Source organism: Aeribacillus sp. FSL K6-3256, from assembly GCF_037965805.1.
Classification (GTDB): domain Bacteria; phylum Bacillota; class Bacilli; order Bacillales; family Aeribacillaceae; genus Aeribacillus; species Aeribacillus composti.
Genome location: NZ_CP150188.1, coordinates 463,694 through 482,183, shown reverse-complemented (window position 1 = coordinate 482,183; position 18,490 = coordinate 463,694). Strand labels below are relative to the sequence as shown.

At 36.4% G+C, this 18,490-nt stretch carries 18 protein-coding genes and 2 pseudogenes; 5 read left to right on the top strand and 15 right to left on the bottom strand.

Annotated features, from left to right (window positions below; all coding sequences use genetic code 11):
• Window positions 1–241 precede the first annotated feature (241 nt).
• The 4 genes and pseudogenes from NSQ84_RS02475 to NSQ84_RS02460 form a co-directional block, all read left to right on the top strand.
• Window positions 242–1,447 (top strand): serine hydrolase domain-containing protein, encoded by a 1,206-nt coding sequence (locus tag NSQ84_RS02475; RefSeq protein WP_311066826.1) that lies wholly within the window; start codon window positions 242–244, stop codon window positions 1,445–1,447.
• Between the two features lie 352 nt (window positions 1,448–1,799).
• Window positions 1,800–2,477: a helix-turn-helix domain-containing protein gene (locus NSQ84_RS02470; RefSeq protein ID WP_339212192.1), complete on the top strand. Its 678-nt coding sequence runs from the start codon at window positions 1,800–1,802 to the stop codon at window positions 2,475–2,477.
• Entirely contained in the window at window positions 2,435–3,397 is a 963-nt protein-coding gene (locus NSQ84_RS02465; protein WP_339212725.1) for an IS3 family transposase, read from the top strand. Before NSQ84_RS02470 ends, NSQ84_RS02465 begins: the two co-directional genes overlap by 43 nt.
• Before the next feature lie 6 nt (window positions 3,398–3,403).
• Window positions 3,404–3,577, top strand: a pseudogene (locus NSQ84_RS02460) (IS3 family transposase); the annotation flags it as partial.
• A 321-nt stretch (window positions 3,578–3,898) separates the two neighbouring features.
• Here NSQ84_RS02460 and NSQ84_RS02455 read toward each other — a convergent pair.
• The 7 genes and pseudogenes from NSQ84_RS02455 to NSQ84_RS02425 form a co-directional block, all read right to left on the bottom strand.
• Window positions 3,899–4,195, bottom strand: coding sequence for a hypothetical protein (locus NSQ84_RS02455; protein ID WP_327874239.1), 297 nt, complete (start codon window positions 4,193–4,195; stop codon window positions 3,899–3,901).
• A 15-nt stretch (window positions 4,196–4,210) separates the two neighbouring features.
• Complete coding sequence (locus tag NSQ84_RS02450; RefSeq protein ID WP_117017242.1) at window positions 4,211–4,735, bottom strand: stage II sporulation protein M; 525 nt, start codon at window positions 4,733–4,735, stop codon at window positions 4,211–4,213.
• Complete coding sequence (locus tag NSQ84_RS02445; protein ID WP_063387905.1) at window positions 4,736–5,440, bottom strand: ABC transporter ATP-binding protein; 705 nt, start codon at window positions 5,438–5,440, stop codon at window positions 4,736–4,738. It lies immediately after the preceding gene.
• Window positions 5,437–7,062: a hypothetical protein gene (locus NSQ84_RS02440; protein ID WP_162877050.1), complete on the bottom strand. Its 1,626-nt coding sequence runs from the start codon at window positions 7,060–7,062 to the stop codon at window positions 5,437–5,439. Before NSQ84_RS02440 ends, NSQ84_RS02445 begins: the two co-directional genes overlap by 4 nt.
• A 173-nt stretch (window positions 7,063–7,235) precedes the next feature.
• Window positions 7,236–7,577 carry an uberolysin/carnocyclin family circular bacteriocin gene (locus NSQ84_RS02435; RefSeq protein WP_162877051.1) on the bottom strand — a complete coding sequence of 114 codons (342 nt, stop codon included), beginning with the start codon at window positions 7,575–7,577 and terminating at the stop codon, window positions 7,236–7,238.
• A 33-nt stretch (window positions 7,578–7,610) separates the two neighbouring features.
• Window positions 7,611–8,267: a YIP1 family protein gene (locus NSQ84_RS02430; RefSeq protein WP_162877052.1), complete on the bottom strand. Its 657-nt coding sequence runs from the start codon at window positions 8,265–8,267 to the stop codon at window positions 7,611–7,613.
• A gap of 361 nt (window positions 8,268–8,628) precedes the next feature.
• Window positions 8,629–8,769: pseudogene (locus NSQ84_RS02425) on the bottom strand (NAD(P)-dependent oxidoreductase); the annotation flags it as partial.
• A 141-nt stretch (window positions 8,770–8,910) separates the two neighbouring features.
• On the opposite strand from NSQ84_RS02425, the gene NSQ84_RS02420 reads away from it, so the two are divergent.
• Entirely contained in the window at window positions 8,911–9,627 is a 717-nt protein-coding gene (locus tag NSQ84_RS02420) for an SAM-dependent methyltransferase (RefSeq protein ID WP_117017246.1), read from the top strand.
• A 1,726-nt stretch (window positions 9,628–11,353) separates the two neighbouring features.
• On the opposite strand, the gene NSQ84_RS02415 is transcribed toward NSQ84_RS02420, so the two are convergent.
• The 8 genes from NSQ84_RS02415 to phnM form a co-directional block, all read right to left on the bottom strand.
• The gene (locus NSQ84_RS02415) at window positions 11,354–12,220 is read right to left on the bottom strand and encodes a PHP domain-containing protein (protein WP_327873431.1); all 867 of its coding nucleotides are present in this window, start codon (window positions 12,218–12,220) and stop codon (window positions 11,354–11,356) included.
• 38 nt (window positions 12,221–12,258) lie between these two features.
• A complete protein-coding gene (locus tag NSQ84_RS02410) occupies window positions 12,259–13,110 on the bottom strand; it encodes an ABC transporter permease subunit (protein ID WP_339212724.1) in 852 nt (283 codons plus the stop codon).
• 54 nt (window positions 13,111–13,164) lie between these two features.
• Entirely contained in the window at window positions 13,165–13,950 is a 786-nt protein-coding gene (locus tag NSQ84_RS02405; RefSeq protein WP_327873432.1) for a phosphate/phosphonate ABC transporter permease, read from the bottom strand.
• 14 nt (window positions 13,951–13,964) lie between these two features.
• A complete protein-coding gene (gene phnC / locus NSQ84_RS02400) occupies window positions 13,965–14,729 on the bottom strand; it encodes a phosphonate ABC transporter ATP-binding protein (RefSeq protein WP_327856909.1) in 765 nt (254 codons plus the stop codon).
• A 21-nt stretch (window positions 14,730–14,750) separates the two neighbouring features.
• Window positions 14,751–15,806 carry a phosphate/phosphite/phosphonate ABC transporter substrate-binding protein gene (gene phnD / locus NSQ84_RS02395; protein WP_130156532.1) on the bottom strand — a complete coding sequence of 352 codons (1,056 nt, stop codon included), beginning with the start codon at window positions 15,804–15,806 and terminating at the stop codon, window positions 14,751–14,753.
• A gap of 111 nt (window positions 15,807–15,917) precedes the next feature.
• Window positions 15,918–16,646, bottom strand: coding sequence for an ATP-binding cassette domain-containing protein (locus NSQ84_RS02390; protein ID WP_327873433.1), 729 nt, complete (start codon window positions 16,644–16,646; stop codon window positions 15,918–15,920).
• A complete protein-coding gene (locus NSQ84_RS02385) occupies window positions 16,624–17,274 on the bottom strand; it encodes a DapH/DapD/GlmU-related protein (protein ID WP_066248158.1) in 651 nt (216 codons plus the stop codon). Before NSQ84_RS02385 ends, NSQ84_RS02390 begins: the two co-directional genes overlap by 23 nt.
• Window positions 17,275–17,296: 22 nt before the next feature.
• Window positions 17,297–18,475 (bottom strand): phosphonate metabolism protein PhnM, encoded by a 1,179-nt coding sequence (phnM, locus tag NSQ84_RS02380; RefSeq protein WP_327873434.1) that lies wholly within the window; start codon window positions 18,473–18,475, stop codon window positions 17,297–17,299.
• Window positions 18,476–18,490 lie beyond the last annotated feature (15 nt).

The following is an 18,490-nucleotide window of genomic DNA, read 5'->3' as shown; positions in this document are numbered from 1 at the left end:
TTCAATGCGAAAATCCTTGCCGACAGTGGAATCTAAAAATTCTCTGCCTCTTCGGTTGTAGTACTTGAACTTAGCCTTCAATGCTGAATTCGCTGCTGATACAGCTTCAAAAAAGACAATGAAAAAGCGCTCAACACAATAAAATTTGACAGGCTCTGTTTGAGCGTGATATAGTTTGTTTTGAAAATACAGAAAATTATTTAAATAATTAAAATTGTAAGCGCTTAAAGGGGGTAAAGATATGACAAGACAAGCAGTAAAGGATGCTCTCAAGGAAACTCTTGACAAGGTGTTGGATACCGCTGTAGGCAGGGCTGGAGGAGCCCCTGGTGTAGTTGCAATGGTAACTGACCGGGACGGAAACATCTATGAGGGTGCAGCCGGTGTACGCGATCTTGGAAAGAAAACACCGATGACCACCGATACAGTGTTCGCTCTTTTTTCGACCACGAAGGCCATCACCGGTACGGCATTGATGAAATTGGTCGAGGAAGGAAAAGTCAGTCTCGACGATCCGGTCAAGAAGTATGTACCTGAGATTGCCGAGATTCCAGTTCTCGAAGGGTTTGACAAAGACGGGCAGCCAAAACTAAGGGAAGCAAAAACCGACGTTACGATCAACATGTTGATGCTTCACACTGCCGGCTTCGGCTACGAGTTCTTCAGTCATGAAGATCGAAAATACCGTGAAGCAAAAGGAGTACCTTCCATTCTCACTAGTACATTTGACTCTGTAAAGAGCGTGCTTCTATTCGAGCCAGGTGAACGCTGGAACTATGGCGTCAACATCGACTGGGTTGGTAAAGTTGTTGAAGCCGTATCCGGTAAACGACTGGGCGAAGTGATGGCAGAGCGTATTTTTGCTCCACTCGGCATGTCCGACATCGGTTTCACGTTATCACCTTCGATGATGGAACGCCGCGCAACCATCCACAGCCGCAGTCAGGATGGTCAACTCACACCAAAACCTGAGCTTATTCTCCCGCAATCTCCAGAAATGGATATGGGAGGACATGGTTTGTATGCGAGCATTGGCGAATACACGAAGTTTATCCGAATGATTCTGAATGACGGTGCGGGTGTACTCAAACCAGAAACAGTCGCGCAAATGTCTCAAAACGGACTTGGGGAATTGAAGAGCGGCGGATGGATTTCGTCCGATCCAACGCTGGCTAATGACGGCGAGTTCTACCCCGGCGTACAAAAGTCGTGGTCTTATACATTCCAGGTAAACGATGAACCTACCCCTACAGGTCGTCCAGCAGGCCAATTGATGTGGTCGGGATTGGCTAACCTGTTTTACTGGATTGATCGCAAAAACGGGATTGGCGGATATTGGGCTACGCAAATATTTCCGTTCCAAGATGTGGGTTCATACTTAGGCTTCCTCGAATTCGAGTCAGCAGTCTATAGTACGCTGAAACGGTTCGGTCAGATTACGACTTGATCTAGGGAATGGAGACTATACAGATGACTCCCCCGCTTACTCCGTATAATGTCACAAAGTGCGGATGGATGATCATATAAAGTATTTTCTTTCTAACATACACTTCAGCGGCGGAAGCCATAGCTTAAGAGCTTGTTAGAAATATATTCGATAGCGCTTTCTTTAAGAATCCTTTTATGCACTACATTTATCAATATCAATCATTGAATATCGGAGATTTTCCGGGCCAATCTTTTTGCCTATCCAGCAAACTGAAACAAATTTTTAAGGGGCTGTCTAATAATGATATGCTCCCCTTAAGGTAGACAGATTAAAATATAAAAAATCTGTTTTACCTTAGGGGGAGTTTTCTATGTATAAGCAATATACTACAGAGTTCAAACTTGAAGTTTTACTTGCATATGAAAACCGAGAATGTACTATTCAAGAGCTTTGTAAAAGGTATCAAATTACTAAATATTCTTTAAGGCAATGGATAAATGAATTTGAGGAATTTGGAATAGAGGGTTTAGAACGTTCAAATTCTTGGAAAGGTTATACCAAAGAACTTAAGGAAGCAGCTGTAAAAGATTATTTATCTGGTGAGTTCTCACAGTACGAGATTGTCAGGACATATGGTATTTCAAGTAGATCGGTACTTCAACGATGGATGAAGAAGTATAATAGCCATAGAGATTTAAAGGATACGTCGAAAGGAAAGACAAGCTCTATGACTAAAGGAAGAAAAACGACTTGGAATGAACGGATACAAATTGTGCTTGATTGTTTAGGGAACGGAAAAGATTATAAAAAAACAGCAGAGACTTATGAAGTTTCTTATCAACAAGTATATCAATGGGTGAAGAAGTATGAAAATGGTAAAGAAGAAGCGCTGAAAGACAAACGAGGAAGAAAAAAAGAAGAAGCAGAGTTATCTCCAGAAGAAAAAATGAAACTGGAGATGAAAAAGTTAGAAAGAGAAAATGAACGCTTACGTGCGGAGAATCTATTTTTAAAAAAGTTAGAGGAAATCGAAAGGAGGCGAAAGTAAACCAAACCCGTTTTGAAGACAAGTATATCGCAATCCGGGAACTTCATGAGAAAGAAAACCTAAGCATAATCTTATTATGTGAAATCGCCGGTATTTCACGAGCTGCTTACTATAAGTGGTTAAAACGTTTGCCTTCCTCCCGAGAACTTCAGAATGAAGAAATCGTAAAAGAGATGAAAGTTCTCCATGAGAAAGTTGACGGCATCTATGGTTACCGTCGAATGACTTTGAATATAAATCGAAAGCTTGGTCAGAACTTCAATCATAAACGAATTTATAGACTGATGAAAGTTGCCGGTATACAATCTGTTATTCGAAAAAAGAAGAAATCTTATAAACGATCTACTCCTCAACATGTTGCAGAAAATATATTGAATCGTGAATTCACAGCGGAAAAGCCAAATGAAAAATGGGTAACTGATGTCACAGAATTAAAATATGGTTCATCAAAGAAAGCCTATTTAAGTGCTATTCTTGATCTATATGATGGATCAATTGTGAGCTATGTTTTAGGACATTCCAATAATAATCATCTTGTATTCAAAACGTTGGATCAAGCCACCACACTTTTAAAAGGAGAGCATCCACTTATTCATAGTGACCGTGGGTTCCAATATACCTCTCATGGTTTTAAACGTAGGATAGACCAAGCAGGGATGACACAAAGTATGTCAAGAGTAGGCAGATGTATTGATAATGGGCCAATGGATGTTTATTGCAAAATAAAAATGCAGAGCTTTGCAGAGAATTTGGCTTATGCCAACTTTACATGGAGTGGTGGGCGTGATAGCCTTGTTAGGCGAAGCCAGCCCTTGATATTGCTGGCTTTCTGGCTTTTTAATCACGCCCACAGAGGCTTCATGTCAAGTTGCAATTCTCTGCACTTTTCTTTGCAAAACTCTGTATTTTTTCTTTGCTAAAAACAAATGGAATCTTTTTGGGGAACGCTCAAATGCGAGAAGTATTATTTACATAAGTATCAGACATTTGAAGAATTAGCTCTTGCGATGGATGAGTACATCCGCTTTTATAATTATGAAAGGTATCAAAAAAGATTAAACGGCCTTAGCCCCATGGAATATAGAGCTAAAGCCGCTTAGGTATATTTTTATTATTTCTACTGTCTACTTGACAGGGGGCAGTTCATAAGTCGATTTTCCGGCTTATAGACGCCCCTTTAATGTTTTAGAAACGTTGATATATCAACGCTTATGATGCTTCGATTTCAGTGGATTTTGACTTGCTGGACAGCCCCTGTTTGTGCTTCGAACAGCCTTTATTGTCTTTTACATTATGGCTGCGGCGAAATCTGTCAGAAATGTATATTTCTATCAAAATCGCGAATTAGACTTCAATATATTAGATGAAATGAAAATTTGTGAGCGTCATAAGATACAGTCTTTACAATTTTCGTTAGAAATTCAACCTTGGAACCACCATATCGTAACAATAGTTAGAAATAAAAGATATATGAATGATATAATTCGAAAGAGCCTTTTTTTATTTTTAAACGGCGGCTTCCACATTATGACGATAATGGCAGGAACAAACAGCGTGATTAAAATGAGTTTTATCTCAATAAATGCTATACATAAAGCTAATAATATGGAAACGTAAAAAACGGGTATAAACCATGTGCTTTTTTCATTTTCTTCATCATCTGACCCATTATTCGAATCATTCAGTAATTTTTCTAAGTTTAGTTTTTCCCATAGCATATGCTTTACACCTCCTCATGAAAGTTGGGCCATTAAATATGGAGTGATCTTAGCCTCTACAACTGCAGCGATAAATGTCAAAATGATCATTAGAAAAAAGAATGTAAAGATGTCCTTTAAAAAAACGGAATTTGATTCTCCCCTAATTTTGGCAATGACCGCATCAATCAGTTTAAACCCAATAGAACCCGCAATAATCATAGCAGGAATCTCAAATATACCATGTGGAACTAGGGCTGTTACAATATAAATTAGATCGTTCCCATGTTGAAGACTGTGCATGATAGATACACCAACTAAAAAACCATTGACTAGTAATAAAGCAGCAGTAAAAATTCCAAACGTAAATATAGTAAAGCTTATGAAAACATCCGCAAGTACGTTATGTATAAAATAATCAAATATAGTACGCCCAACATTTGGTTCCTGTCTTTCTACAGGTAAGATATTGCTAAAAAAAGTACCCATGATAATTCCAATCACGTATATTATAAACGCTACTGATAAAACCCGCTTATTTCGCAGTAGAACGTTTTTCATTTAACCAATCTCTTCCATATCGTTAATAATCATATTTTCGAAATTTATTATGTTTTTCATGTTCGTGTATTCCTTTAATATTTCCCCATTGATTAAAACTCCTACACGATCGCATAGATTTTGAGCAACATGCACTAAATGAGTAGACATGAAAATAATTTTTCCACTATCTGCGTATTCCCTTAAAAACTTTTTCATAAACATTGTTGTCGGAGGATCAAATGAGCTTAGCGGCTCATCTAGTAAAAGCACATCCGGTTCATGAATGATAGCACCGGCAACAGACAGCTTATGCTTCATACCAAAGGAAAGAGTTGAAATCATTTCATTTTCCTTATCTTTTAGTGAAAAATTTTTTAACAACATTTGAATACGGTCAGTTTTTTGCGAATCGGGTACTTGCTGCAGATCAGCTATAAAATCTAAATATTCCTTTGGAGTAAGATAATTGTAAATAAAAGGTGTGTCCGGCACATAACCAATATATTGTAAAAATTCGGATCGATCATCATCAATTGTCTTACCATCAATAAATATTTTTCCAGAGTCTGGAGTGACCAATCCGATTATACATTTAAGCAAAGTGGACTTCCCAGCACCGTTTGGCCCTAATAATCCATATATTTCTCCTCTTTTTAATGTAATATTAATTGATTTTAATACATCATACTCCTTATACCTTTTCGAAACATCTTTTATAATCATCTGCTCATCTCCCAATGAGAAGTACCGACTCGTTTAATCCAAAAGTAAAAGAATATAAAAAAGCTTATGAATAGCAAGAAAGAACCTAAGATTGCCAACACATTAAAAAGAATGCTGCTGATGTAGTTTTTCCAGTAAAGAACCCCTAACAGTCCATATATTTCTAAATTTAATATTAAAACAATTCCAAGAATCGTGTGTTCAAAAACAGAAGCTTTAACGGAAGAGCCAACATCTTCAATATGTTCCCAATCCAGACGCGGATACAAAAACGTTCCAATAATTTGAGCACTGCTGATGATAATAGCGGTAGTATTTACAAGGACAAATATCATAATGACAGTACTTAGTTTCAGATGAAATAACGAGACAACACATATAAATAAAACGTTCATGACAATCAAAATAGGAATAACATGTAAAATCGCCTTGCTTACGACTAACTGGTTCAAAGAAGAGCCTGACCCTTTATATAAAAGCAAGTTCTCCCTTTCAGCATCAGCTGATGTAATCCCTAATAATCCGTCTCCTAAAAACGAGACATTTAATGAAACTGCAAAGATGATCGGATATATTACGAAAAGAGCCGGGAATTCAAACCAATTTTGCATCATTCCTAACCCGAACAATATTCCGATTTCGGAAGCCAGCATATAGATAGATAAATAAAACCTCTTTTTTATTAAAAAATTCGCTCGAGTGAAAGCGATGAAATCTTTTTTCATAACCGCCAAAACTTTCCTTGATAAAAGCTTTTTTAGTTTTCTATCAATAAAGTTATGAAAAGATCTGTTTTTTATTATTTTGACATTTGTTTTTTCATTGGAAAGCTGCGACATATCTTTTACGTCTAAATATTTATTTACAATAAGAAACGAAATATAAATTAGAATGATTCCAATAATTAACAACAATGGTTGATAATAGATAAAGTAATCTACTTCCATTAGTGTATTAAATAACCAATTAGTAGGCAGCACATAACCAGTCAAAATCACATCAAGATTGAATCTAGAAATAGAATGAATGATTGATTCTATAAAGTTTTCCTCATAAAAGTAGCTAAAGCCTAACCAGCCAAATACAGTCGTAGACAGAAATGATAGCAGCATAACAAAAACAAAAGAAAGTACACTTTTCACAGCTGACTGAAAAACAACATGCAAAAACTTTGAATATATTATGTATAATCCTGAAGAATAAAAACTGATGACCCCAATTAAAAAAAGAACATAAAATGGAAAAGATACAAATAACAATAGCCTAGAAGTTATTGATTCTTCTGCAAAATTTAAAACGTAGAACAGGATTGGATATAAAAAGAAAAGAGTCGAAAACAGTGACTTGAAAATGATTTGCGTAAAAAATCTTACCAATAATATATCATTTGGATCTGTTTTCACGGAGTATAGTAAGAGAAAATCTTCCGGATAGACAAACCTTTGCAAAATATCATGAGAAGAACGAAGATTGCTGATTAAATTCCATAATACTAGCAAATTGACTAACAAAACAGCTGCTTGAGAAAAATAAGGAATGATTAGTTCTACTAAATGATATAGGATAAAATTGTATACTCCAAAAATGAAAACAAATAAAACTAGTAATATTTTTTGATTCAATAAATTTTCCCCAAACGGAAAGAAAAAAAGAAATCTATTGACATAGCGTCTAAAATTTAACTTGAAATTCGAATAAAATAGATTAGACTTTAACATACTGCCCCCTGAATTTAAAATCTAGGGCGATGGCAAAAACTTATTTCGCCATCACCTGAATTACCTTTTATCTTTGTTTACCATTTTGCTGCATACTCTTTTCCTTTTTTCTTAGCTAAGTATTTGGCAGTTTGAACCATTCCGGCTGTGATTAAGCCCACTCCACCAATAATAGCCGCAATTAGACTAATAGCAGTAAGTACATCTGATGTAACAAGAATTACACCAATAACTGCATAAGCTGTTCTTTCGCTAATTCTTAAGTTCGTAGCAAGATCAAGTAGAAAACCGTCGCTAATACCTTGTGTTGATACTGCTGTCACAACAGATTCAGTAGTTCCCATAAAATAGGTCCATGCTGCTAGAGCCATTAAAAATGCTACAATGCCAATTAATTTCTTATTATATGCTTGTATCATTTTCTCACCTCCTTTCAAGTCAAGCATAAATATTCAAATTAAATTAAATAACATGACGGTTGAAAGACCTAATAAAAATAGCAATGAAATAATCATGATTGATTTCATATAAGACAATTTATGTGATTCTTTTAAGGCAATACATCCCAAAATGCTTGACCACCAAAAAAATGGATCTATCAAAAGGTTAGTTAACAAAGAAAAACTAGATTTATTAAGAGAATCTATATAGGAAAAAGAAAAATCACTTCCAATCGTAACAGCGAATAATGTTAATATAATGAATTTTATTCCTAAAGGTATCATTGCGAGTATATAATTCTGGAAAAACTGTCTTGCTGTACTTTTTCCACCAAACAGAATACTTGTGATATGTAATATATAAAAACTTGTAAAAATAGTTGCCACTATTTGAACAGTTCCTAGCAACAATAAAATAACTAATATTAAAATGTTGAATTTTTCCGAAAATTTCAGATCATATTCCTGAAAAACTGATGCAACGATATTGGTGATCGTAGGAGAAATAGATATAAAAAAACATAAAGAAATTAACAAAATAAATGCAAATACCAACCACGCAATTTTATGACTATCTTTTCGAGAGTTAACGATATGAAAAAAATTATTCGGTGAAAAAATATAAAAGTATGCTAAATTTATATAATTTAATTCTTTTGCTTTCCCCATATTTCCACCTTTTATGAAATTTTTAAATTTATTTACATAATTTATAAATAATAACATATTCTGTATTCATTATATATTTAGCCTTCACAATTTTCAAGTAAAATTTTACATTTTGATAGCAAGGATTTGATAAATTGGAAAATAAAAATATAAAATTCAAATTTATAGCATTCGTTTTACATTATACATTAATGAAATTGTCAAGTATTTTGGAATTTTATTGATAAACACGTTAAAAAGCTTACGGCCTATATGTTTTTTCAGTTGATGATTGTTGCTCAATTGAATGAACCCTTATCCGCAAATTTTCTGGCTATTAATAATACTTATAAGAACAATGGATCATACGTTAAATCGTCTTATAATAAGGATTATCGAATATCGGCAAAGGTTTCATCAAATACTCTAAGCCAGGCTGCCGTTTTTGATACTGCAGCAGAAAAGTGATAGGAATTTGTAGACACTTTGTTTCGCTGCCGTAATAAGGATACATCTGAATCATGTCAATTTCCTCCTAGATTTTCATTCAACAAATAAGATATTCGCCTAAAGTTCCGGCAGGGGGCAAGGAAGTTCCATTGTTTGGCTTTTTTTGATATATTTTTCATGTAGTTTAGATTAGTATGAGGAAAGGTGAGCAGAGATGAGCAAAGTGAAAACAAAAAACAAATGGGATTTAAATCACATTGTCTTTATCGGCAGAATTCGGGATGAATACATGCGAATGTTTGACCTTGCCGAAGAGGAATTAGTGGGCCAAAAAGTTCTTGATTGCCCAGCAGGTGCGTGCTCGTTTACGGTCGCATCCAACCAACTCGGATTAGATGTTACAGCATGTGATATTGCTTATTCTTTTCCGATTGACCAATTGGAGGAAAAAGGAATACAAGATATTGCTGTCACTATGCAGAATATGAAAAAATCCGAAATTCAACAGAATTTCCTATGGGATTATTTCAAATCCGTTGAAGAATTGGAGCAGGCAAGAACTAAAGCATTAACGGAATGCATTGTAGACATGAAAAAGAACAAAAGCCGCTATGTTCCTGCAGTTTTGCCCTCATTGCCTTTTGCTGATCATCAATTCGATATGACGCTTTCAGCCAACTTTTTATTTCTTTATGAAGATCAATTGGATTATGATTTCCATTTACAAACAATAAAAGAGTTTATACGTGTAACCAAAACGGAAATAAGAATGTTTCCAACAACCAATTTGGCATGCAAAAGATATCACTATATGGATCAACTGATTCAGGACATAAAAGATTTAGGATGGTTTGCTGAAGAAATAAAAGTACCGTATGAATTTCAAAAAAACACGAATACGATGTTAAAATTAATAAAAAAAGGTCGCTGACAACTTTTTAGGCTGAACCGGGCAAAACAAGATGATGAGCAAAACTATCTGTTGGTTCCTATACTATTTTTTAAAATCCAATAATAAACAAATTGTATTTTAAAATTGACGGGGTGTCCAAATAGAATATTTTGGGCACCTTTCTTCATAATGACTATGCTAAATAAATAGTGTTGACGGCAAAAATAAAAAAGACTTCTTTTCAGATTTTTTCAAGTTTTCGTTTAAGAAGTTAATTCTTATTACATATTGTTTTTTTAAATCTGATCCAATATGTATCTCTTATTTTTGGTCCTAGTAAAACATCTAATGAGAATGGTAGATATTTCGATAAAAAATGTCTTTGATTCTTATTTTTATAAAGGACAAGAGAAAATATTGTTACACTACTTAAATATATATGAAATTTAGTTAAAAAACGTTGAAATTGTAAAAAATGAATATTTTTGTATAATTTATCCATATTTTTAATATAATAAAATTGTAACAAGAAATAAAAAATCGTTAGGAGTGAAAAACTATGCAACTTATTGAAACTATTCTTAACATTATACAATCTCTTCTTGGCAGGCTTATCTAATCTGTATGAATGGTTGCGAGAAACAATATAAATGACTAAAAAGACTGTCGGCAATTCGTTGACGGTCTTTTTAGTTTGATTGAAAGAATCATCATATTTACCAAAGCAATCATCCCCATCGGATGTCCAAGGTTTTAGTTATACAATCCATTAAATAGTATAATCTTTTTCAGTTATTGCCTTGAAAATTGAATCAAGATCTTGCAATTGTCCTTTAAACATAATGAGAAAGAGAAAAACCCTAAATATTGCAAATGAATAATATACTGAATTAAGATTTGCCATAAATCAGTAATTCTGGAATACTCCTTTAATATATTTCCCCCACCTTTCTTAAAAGCAAAAAATTGGTCAAGTCCTAATGTTTGTGTTAAAGCCGACTCTCAGTTCAGCAAACTTATGCCTCCGGATATAGAACCGATTTATGTCCACTTCTTTTTACACAAATTCCTAGACTTCATATTGTTTAAGTCACTACCCTTACTTTCAACAGTCACTGGCTCAAAATTTTTATTCTTTAGTGTGTGGACATTTTTTTATGCCGGACGTTCCGATATATCACCGTTTATAGAGGAAGGGATAAAGCAGTTTAGACTATTTGTATGGCATACCGACACATAAACACATAAAACAGAATGAGCGGAAAGCTCCCAATTTTTCTGAAAAAGAAATCCGTTTTGAAAAAAACTAAGAGCTTGCCATATTAAATTTTTGCTTTCCGCATCCACTTGAAAAATTGAAAAATGCCTAAAGACCATTTTGTATATTTTTTTATCGTTTTCTTAAATCTGTTTATTGACATTATAGATTGATATTTGTTTGATTTTAAAAGTCAATCTTAGAGGAATCGGGCTAAAAATTTACAATTTAGATATAATGAATAGGAACCCCTTATAACAAATTAATATAAGTAAAAGGATACCGTTCAAAATTTTCTATATCAAAGACATTTCCTTTATTCATATGTTCCGTGCTCAATATTCGACACGTTTTTTTAAAGATCCATATAAAAAAAGATAAAACCGTATGCCTTTGTATATTTATCTGTTTACGCAAACTGTTGAACAGAGGCCATGTCCCAAAGGAGATTCATCCTCCACTTATTTTAGCTTACCCTAAAATGGAAGTGGGGGCTTCTCCAATCGTTTACGATAATGTTTTCTTGCTTTCACATAGCTTTTGATAGCGTTCGAGAAGTTTTTCATATCGAACCATTCCGGCATCTTTGCTGCCTAGTTCAAAATTTCCATAAAAGCCGTGAAAATCAGATCCTCCTGTTTCGATCAGCTCGAATTGGTCCGCATAATATTTGACAAGTTCTTCGTCCTTAGGTCCATGCAAAGGGTGAACTGCTTCGATGCCTTCTAAGCCAATCTCAACCCACTCGGGGATTGCATCAAAATTGTTGAATTGTTTTGGATGGGCAAGTACCGGCAAACCGCCCGCCTCGCGGATGGCAACAATCGCATCTTCAACATCGACATACTGTATAGGTATGTGCGCTAATCCTTGCGGCTTTCCTTCCCCGCCTTTTGAAAAAAGCTTATTATATAGATCGCCATAGATTTTGTCAGCGTATCCTTTGTTTATTAAAGCATGCATAATATGCTGTTTGTATACCCCTGTGCCGTCTTTGGCGAATTGTTCTACTTCTTCCCATGAAATGTTAAAACCTGCTTTCATAATTCTTTTCGTCATTTCATATGATGCTAGGTGTCTCATCTTTAACAGCGGGCTGCACAGGTTTTCAATCGCTTCGTGATGCGGTTCCACAAAAAAGCCTAAAATATGGGCTCTCCGTTGTCTTTTATAGTCATAAGCCGAAATCTCGATCCCTGGAATAATAGTTACTCCGAGCTGCTCTCCTATATATTTCGCTTCCTTTAATCCTTTTGTCGTATCATGGTCCGTAATTGCCAAATGGGTGATTCCTTTTTCTTTCGCAAGAGAAATCAATTCAAATAGACTCATTGAGCCATCTGATATATTTGAATGACAATGTAAATCAATCATTACGGTCAACACCTGCTTTCACTGTTTTTATAAAATAATTAATGAGTTTCACGCAAATTTACCTTCATTCTTGTCGAAACAAATTCGAAAATGATCGCTAAAACAAGAATGAAGTAAGTAATCATTCCGATTTCCCTTAAATCAAAATAAAATCCGCTCGCCATAAACAAATCAAATCCGATCCCGCCTGCTCCTGCGGCAGCCCCCATCGCAACGGCAACGGAAAAGTTAATCTCAAATCTCATAAACGTCCAAGAAATTAAATACGTCATTGACGAAGGGATTACCGTCTGAAACACAATTTGCCACCAATTGGCCCCGCAGCCCTTTAATGCTTCGATCACACCTTCATCCAACTCTTCGAACGATTCAGAATATGCTTTAATCAAATAGCCAATGGAGTGAAACGTCATGCCAATAACAGCTGCAACACTTCCTAGACCAGCAGCGACGGAAAAAATCAGCACCCACAAAACAGTAGGAACGGCGCGAATAAATGCAACAAAGGCTTTAATGGTATTGGAAACAACTTTATTTGATAAATTTTGCGCTGCCAACAGCCCTAGAAAAAGTGCAATAACAGCTCCGAACATTGTCGTCAAAAAAGCAAGCCCCAAGGTTATCAACACTTGATAGATTGCTTCTGTTATAGTTAAACGCGAAAAGCTTGCTTCGAAAAACATTGCTTTAAAATTCGCAAATGTTTCTTTTAATCCAGACATGAAATTTGTATCGCCATAATCAAACATTGTAAAGCCATAAACAGTAATAACGAATAATGCTGTCAATGTCAGCCGGATGGCAATTGCCTGCTTCGTCAACGGTTTCACTTTTATTTTCGAAGAATGCGTTAATTTTCCGCTGTCTTTCAGAGTGCTTCCAGTTTTCATCAACCATTCATTATTCATATCATCACCCTTTCTTCCTTAAATTTTCATTCATCGTTATAAAATGACCCTTCTTATCAAATTCGAAAGATATTCAATGACAAATACCGTCAGTACGATAGTCATGACAACCAAACTCGCTGCACTATAATTGGAGCTTTTATAATACAAGTCAAAAGAAAAACCAATTCCTGTTCCGGTTAAAATTCCAACTAAAGTCGCGCTGCGAATATTCGTTTCAATTTCAAATAATACCCAACTGATCATCTGGGGAAGGCTGGATGGAATGACCGACTGGAAGATGATCGGAAAAAATTGGGCGCCGGTTGCACGCAATGCTTCAACGGAACTATTGCTAACTTCATCGATCGTTTCTATAAATGCTCGCGTTAAAAAACCAAAGGAGGCGAAGAACAAAGCAAAAAATCCGGTAATGGAGCTTTGTCCAAAAGAAAAGAGCAGAATCAATGCCCATGCAGCTACCGGAATATTACGAGAAACAGTTGCAATTCCTCTGCTTATTGCACTTAATAAACCATTCACTTTCGTTGTCTTCGAACCACATATTGCGAAAAAAGTAGCAAAAATAGCTGCAGTTGTCGTGGAAGCGACTGATATTAAAACTGTTTCTTGTAATTTACTTAAAATATCCGGAAGCTTTTCCATCGCTTTTGCATCAGGAAAAAAATTTGTCACTCCCCACTCTACTGCCTTTGCGACAGAGGCGAGTCCTTTCACAAGCTGAAAATCGGTTATCAACATAGAAAGATACGTTAACACAATCAACAATAAAAAAAATAAGGAGAAGCTTCTTCTTCTTTTTACAAAGATATCTGCTTGCATGATCTTCACCTACATTAAAGAATCAGATTCTTTACTTCAGAGCCATAAATATTGCGAACAATATCTTCCGTTATTTCTTTCGGAGGACCATCGTACACTTTCTTTCCATTATTAATACCGATAATTCGATCAGAGTACTTCAAAGCGACATCGACTTGGTGCAGGTTGACAATACAAGTAATTCCGAGTGTAGAAGAAATATTTTTTAAATGATCCATGATGATTTTGGCAGAGTTCGGATCTAAGGAGGCAATCGGCTCATCACACAATAGCATTCTCGGATTTTGAATTAAGGCTCTGGCAATTCCGACTCTTTGTTTTTGTCCGCCGCTTAGCTGATCACACCGTTTATACACTTGATCCTCCAGCCCCAACAATCCGAGAATATGAACCGCCTGCTTTTTCTCCTCCTCGCTGTATAAACCGAATGCTCCTGCCAAAGTTGACTTGTAGCCGAGCCTGCCGTGGAGCACGTTTTCAATTACGCTTAATCTAGTGACAAGATTGTAATGCTGAAAGACCATTCCAATGGTTGCTCTCACTTTTCTTAAGCTTTTTTTGCCAAGCTTTAAAATGTCGACACCATCAAATATGATTTCACCGCTAGACGCTTCGATCATGCGGTTAATACACCGGAGGAGGGTTGATTTCCCCGCCCCCGATGGACCAATGATCGAAACGAATTCCCCTTCTTTTACAGAAAAGTTCATGTCTTGAAGCGCCATTGTATTGCTTCCATAACGTTTTGACACGTTATTTAATGTTAAAATGGCTGTCATCGTTTATCCCTCACCAAATCCTTATTTAGACAATTCTCTGATCGGATCAAACCAAGAATCCTCTACTTCAACGAAACGCTCATTAGCTTTTTTCGTAAACAAACCGCTAAAATCAGAATCCTCCGGCACGAAAATCTTCGTATTGTTGGCTACTTCATCAGAAACAAATGCTTCCACAAGCTTTTTGCGATCTTCTTCAGATACGGTTTCCGTATTGACAACAAACGGAGCATTCAATACCGGTGTGACTGAAATTAAGACAAATTCCTTTCCAGGCACAGTATGAAACGGCTCAGCAGCATCTTTTTTGACTTTATATACCGCTCCCGGTTTATTTTGCTCACCGTCAACTAATTCAATATAGTTGTTCACACATGTGTCGCAAAATGCTGCTACATCTACTTTTCCAGACAGTAAGTTAACCGCAGACCCTTGATGAGAGCCTCCATATTGCACTTCGCTGAAAAACTTGCCCTCGCCGCCTTCTAATAAGTCGTCAACAGTTAAATCTTTGTACTCTTCCTTTTGGCTAAAGTACGAAACGATTTCGGTCGATGGAACTTTAAAGCCTGATGTGGAGCTGTTAGACACAAATGAAAATTTCTTTCCAGCTATATTATCAATGGAAAACCCGGAGCCGCTTTTGTACTCGTCTTCATCCCCTTTATTTACAGCAAGCCAGCTGTAGTACATGGCATCATCAAGTGTGCCGGATTCACCGCTCGGAACGACGAGAGGAAGCACTTTTTCATTTTTGTCATGAGCCTCTATGTATCCCTGTGCACCCATAAACGCTAAATCAGCATTTCCGTTTGCAATCGCCTCAATGGCAATAATGTAATCAGTTGTCGTCTTATGCTCGACTTTCTTTCCAGTTGCTTCTTCAATCAACTTAGCGATTTCGTCACGTGCCGCTTTCAAATCTTCGCCGGATTCATTCGGGTACCATGCAATTGTAAGCGTATCGTCGCCGCTTTTTTGAGCGGAATCGCTTTCTGTTCCTGCTGATGATGAACAACCTGATAAAAAGATGACCAAGATGAAAGCGATGCTCATAAACCTCAACATTTTTTTCATATTCATTACCCCTTTTCCTTTCAAAATAGATTATTTTTCCATTTATAATTGAATATAAAGGATGAATGTAAAGGAACTGTTAATTCATATCGTTGAATTACTAAAGAATTTTTAATGTTTTGTAAAGGGTTTTTTTTCAGAATACTTGATGATTTCCCCGTCCAACATTCGGTATTCTACATCACATAAGTTTTGCATGAACAACAAATCATGAAAAATTCCCAGCATTGTTGTCCCTTCGCGAACGAGCTGCTCCATCAATACTCTTACTTTTTCCTTCGATTCATCATCTAAACTTGCCGTCGGTTCATCCAATAAAAGTAGTCTCGGACGCTTTACCATTGCTCTAGCGATGTTCAACCGCAGTTTTTCACCTCCGGAAAAAGTAGCAACATAACTATCCCAAAGCTGAGGATCCAGTTCAAAATGCGTCAATATTTTTTCTGTCTCTTCCTCCGCATACTTATCGTTATGCCCCATTTCTAATATCGCTTGTTTGACTATTTCCCTGGCCGTTATACGAGGCAAAGCATTTAAAAACTGCGATACGTATCCGATCTCATGCTTTCGTAAATAAATCATTTCTCTTTCCGTCGCTTCTCGCAAATTGATTAGGCCAAACTTTTTTGAGTTGTACCAGATGTCTCCACTTTCAGGCAAATATGTGCGGTAGATGCATTTTAAAATGGTTGATTTGCCGCTGCCGCTTTTACCGGTAATACCGACAAATTCTCCTTCTTTTACAACAAAGCTAATCTTGTTAATTGCGCGGATTTCCTTGTTTACACTGTGCAATCGAAATGTTTTGGACAGGCTCTCAACCGTTAAAATGTTTTCCACTGAATTCCCTTCTTCCCTCATACTTATCTAGAAATGTTTCAATATGTTGAGACAAGTCGTCGATTCGTTCTTTCAACGTTTCATACGACCAATCCCACCACTTGATTTGTTCCAATCGTTTAACCGTTTGCTCATCAAATCGGCGCCTTAACGGTTTGGCTGGTATTCCAGCAACGATTGTATAAGGCTCTACATCCTTTGTCACAATAGCTCCGCTGCCGACTACTGCACCATTGCCGATTTTTACACCAGGCATGATGATTGCCCCATGGCCAATCCATGTGTCATGACCGATATAGGTGATTTGTGCTTTACGCCATGATAAAAACGCTTCATCGTCATGAGTATCAACTCCATACATTTTTCTCCGATACGTAATATGGTGCAAAGTAGGGCGATTCATCGGGTGAGCGGTTGGACCAATTCGCACCATCGCAGCAATATTGGAAAATTTTCCAACTTCAACATTTTGCAGGATGCAAAACTGCCCTGTATAAGAAAAATCCCCCATTTTTACATTTTCTAAATAATTGTGAGCCCCTATTTCTGTGTATTCACCTAATTCTGTATGAAACAACTGGCAATGTTCATGGATATAAGGTTTTTTTGACAGCTTTTTCTCGATCATAGAAACTCCCTTTCCATCATCTTTAAATTCTATAATTTGTTTTCAAGATTAAACGGCCATCCACAAAACAAGACGTGATAACCGGAAAATCTAAGTCTATTTTTTCGATGATGACTATATCCGCTTTTTTTCCTTCCTTAATTGATCCAATTTGATCATCCAGTTTGACAGCTTTGGCCGGGTTAATCGTCACAAGCTTAAACATTTCAACTAGGTCGATATCGCTTTTTTCGCTCATTTTAAAAACAGCATGAAGCAGCGATGGAGGATAATAGTCACTACATAAAATATCGATACACCCGTGTTGAATGGCTTCTTGTGCAGATAAATTTCCGCTGTGGGACCCTCCCAAAAGAACGTTCGGAGCCCCGGCCACCGTCAGCATTCCTTTCTTTTTCGCATTTTTAGCAATTTCCAAGGTGATTGGAAATTCACTGATCGAAGCCCCAAAGCTTTGGACAAGCTCAAGTTTTTCCAACGTGTCATCGTCATGAGAAGCGATAGCAATACCTTTTTGTTGTGCCAGCGTTGCAATTTCCTTTATTCCCTCAAGTGTTAATTTTTCCTTATGCTGATGTTTTGTAATGACTCTATCAATCTCTTCATCACTGAGCTCTTGGTAGCCTTTTATCGTTTTTCTGTAAATCTCTAAATCTCTATATTGTCCTTGACCAGGGGTATGATCCATAAACGAAATTAAGTGCGCCTTGCTCTCAGCAATATACGATTTTAAGTTTTCAACTTCTTCGGTGCTGTCAATTTCAAACCGTGCATGGAACCGATGTCGTATTAAATGCTTTGTATGATGAGTTTGGTGGATCATTTCAATAAATTTCCGGACATTTTCCGGCTCACGGATCGGTTTATGTGAAAATTCCGAGCTTTTATAAATAGAAAGTGAATGAAACATTGTTGTAATCCCATGGGTGATTAATTCTTTTTCCGCTTCGCGAAGACTTAAATGAAAATTCATTAACGATGTCGGTCTTGGTGCTGCCATATGTTCAATATAGTCAGAATGAAGATCGATAAACCCAGGAGCGACATATCCGCCCGCCGCATCGATTACTTCCATTCCTTCCTTCCAAGCGATTTTCCCTTTGCCATCAATTTTGCTAATTTTATCTTCTTCAATAAGAAGATCGTAACCATCGAGAATGGTTTCTTCCGTTATAATTCTTCCGTTTGTTATGAGATACACGTTTTTTCCTCCATT

What these genes read in the sequence shown, in the direction of transcription:
- NSQ84_RS02475 (WP_311066826.1), top strand. Translation starts at nt 242, where the DNA reads ATGACAAGACAAGCAGTAAAGGATGCTCTCAAGGAAACTCTTGACAAG.
- NSQ84_RS02410 (WP_339212724.1), bottom strand. Translation starts at nt 13,110, where the DNA reads ATGAAAACTGGAAGCACTCTGAAAGACAGCGGAAAATTAACGCATTCT.
- NSQ84_RS02430 (WP_162877052.1), bottom strand. Translation starts at nt 8,267, where the DNA reads ATGGGGAAAGCAAAAGAATTAAATTATATAAATTTAGCATACTTTTAT.
- NSQ84_RS02405 (WP_327873432.1), bottom strand. Translation starts at nt 13,950, where the DNA reads ATGCAAGCAGATATCTTTGTAAAAAGAAGAAGAAGCTTCTCCTTATTT.
- phnC (WP_327856909.1), bottom strand. Translation starts at nt 14,729, where the DNA reads ATGACAGCCATTTTAACATTAAATAACGTGTCAAAACGTTATGGAAGC.
- NSQ84_RS02455 (WP_327874239.1), bottom strand. Translation starts at nt 4,195, where the DNA reads ATGCTATGGGAAAAACTAAACTTAGAAAAATTACTGAATGATTCGAAT.
- NSQ84_RS02435 (WP_162877051.1), bottom strand. Translation starts at nt 7,577, where the DNA reads ATGATACAAGCATATAATAAGAAATTAATTGGCATTGTAGCATTTTTA.
- NSQ84_RS02415 (WP_327873431.1), bottom strand. Translation starts at nt 12,220, where the DNA reads ATGATTGATTTACATTGTCATTCAAATATATCAGATGGCTCAATGAGT.
- NSQ84_RS02445 (WP_063387905.1), bottom strand. Translation starts at nt 5,440, where the DNA reads ATGATTATAAAAGATGTTTCGAAAAGGTATAAGGAGTATGATGTATTA.
- phnD (WP_130156532.1), bottom strand. Translation starts at nt 15,806, where the DNA reads ATGAAAAAAATGTTGAGGTTTATGAGCATCGCTTTCATCTTGGTCATC.
- NSQ84_RS02420 (WP_117017246.1), top strand. Translation starts at nt 8,911, where the DNA reads ATGAGCAAAGTGAAAACAAAAAACAAATGGGATTTAAATCACATTGTC.
- NSQ84_RS02385 (WP_066248158.1), bottom strand. Translation starts at nt 17,274, where the DNA reads ATGATCGAGAAAAAGCTGTCAAAAAAACCTTATATCCATGAACATTGC.
- NSQ84_RS02470 (WP_339212192.1), top strand. Translation starts at nt 1,800, where the DNA reads ATGTATAAGCAATATACTACAGAGTTCAAACTTGAAGTTTTACTTGCA.
- NSQ84_RS02450 (WP_117017242.1), bottom strand. Translation starts at nt 4,735, where the DNA reads ATGAAAAACGTTCTACTGCGAAATAAGCGGGTTTTATCAGTAGCGTTT.